Raw genomic sequence first — 1718 nt, forward strand, 5'->3', positions numbered from 1 at the left:
AGCGATGGCGCGTCGAGGTAGGTCTGCACCAGCACAATTCGCTTGCTGTGGGTGGAGCTGAGTTCAAACTGCTCTAAATAGCGAGGAATTGCGGCATGGGAGAGTGACTGGAGCGTTTCTGCCTCGCGCTCAAGCAGTGTTACATCGTCCCAGGTCAGGTCGCGGCTAAACGTAAGCTGCTTCAGAACTACGTGCTCCTGAGTCTGGACATCTTGTGCCAGCCAGGTTTGGCGTCCTGCTTTACATCCCAACGATCGCTCAAGCCGATAGCGATCTCCGAGCAGTTGCGTGAGCGAATCGTCGGGCGCTGAAGTTGTCATACAGGGGCTGCAATCAGTTCAGCACTGTTCTAGCACGTCTAACGCACGGGTTCGATCAACCAAGCGCTTAATCAAACTCTGGGGACCACAAATCTGCAACCTGCACCTCCCAACCGGGAAGCAAATCTGGAACCGTTAGTGCATCGCCATCGTGCAGCGTGATCGTGTCGTACGGCGATCAGCGGATCTCAACCCAGCGCGCTTCTGGATTGATCAAAATCCCGACTCTGGTACCCACCCTCAAAAATTCATCGATTTTGTCTCTGAGCGCCTTAACGCTATCCGTCGGCGACTTCACTTCCACCATCAAATCGGGAGCCAATTCCGCAAAGCTGCGAGGACTGCGTCGGAGTCGCTCTGCCAACACAAACGAAACATCCGGGGCGCGAGTGTTGGCGTTGGGTAAGGTAAATCCAGCACTGGAGCCTGTTACTCTTCCTAATCGGCGATCGTCAACCCAGTTAAAAAGTTTGCCTGCCATCCGGGTCGCCACTTCCTCCGATTCGTACCCGGGTGGACTCATGACGATGATTTCCCCATTCACCAACTCCATTTGATAGTCAGGACTGTGAGCTTGTAGCCGCTCTAGATCTTTGGTGGTGAGAGACATTGCGCCTCCAGGAATGAGTGGTTCTGTCATCGTAGTCGCTTGTCATATTCCACCTTGCCATAGTCGAGCTTGATCAGGCGATCGGCAACCTGAAAATAGCGATCGTCGTGGCTGATCACGAACACCGTTTTGCCACGATCTCGTAGCTCTGGCAGAAATTGCGTGTAGAACACGTCCTTAAACGCGGGGTCTTGGTCGGCTGCCCACTCATCGAACAGGTAAATCGCTCGGTCTTCCAGGTACGCGGTCAGCAGCGCTAAGCGTTTTCGCTGCCCTTGCGACAGTGCTGTGGTGGACAGAACGCCCTGTTCAATGCGAACTTTGCGATCGAGCTGCAACTGCTTTAGGTAGGTTTGCGCTTGCGCGTCTAGGGTGCTGTTATCGAGTCCGAGCAGACGATCGAACAGGTAAAAATCAGCAAATATCACGGAGAAGTGCTGGCGATACCATTCTCGATTTTCCGCAGTAATGGTCTGTTCATTCAGCCGCAGTTCGCCAGATTCCGGGCTATACAAGCCTGTGAGCAGCTTGGCAAACGTAGATTTGCCGCTGCCGTTGCCGCCTACGATAAACACGAGTTCAGCAGGATGAAATTCTAGATTAATTGGACCGAGCGTGAACTGGGCATCTTCTCGATCGCCCGCATACGTATGCATCACGTTCTGCAACTGCAACCGCTGCCAATCTGGGCAAATCGGCGCGGGATGCGACTGAATTTCTGCCGATCGAGCTAGCGACAACCCTAAGGCTTCCACTTTGTCGAGGGCAATTCCAGCACGACTGAGCAC

At 53.8% G+C, this 1718-nt stretch carries 1 protein-coding gene and 2 pseudogenes; all 3 read right to left on the reverse strand.

Annotated features, from left to right (window positions below; all coding sequences use genetic code 11):
- Nucleotides 1-320 (reverse strand): annotated as a pseudogene (locus H6F43_RS18660) (serine/threonine protein kinase); the annotation flags it as partial.
- A gap of 67 nt (nt 321-387) precedes the next feature.
- Nucleotides 388-930, reverse strand: a pseudogene (locus tag H6F43_RS18665) (Uma2 family endonuclease).
- Between the two features lie 26 nt (nt 931-956).
- Nucleotides 957-1718 (reverse strand): cyclic peptide export ABC transporter (locus tag H6F43_RS18670; RefSeq protein WP_190344269.1); only part of this gene is annotated, 762 nt, incomplete at its 5' end.

Source organism: Leptolyngbya sp. FACHB-36, from assembly GCF_014695955.1.
Lineage (GTDB): Bacteria > Cyanobacteriota > Cyanobacteriia > Leptolyngbyales > Leptolyngbyaceae > FACHB-36.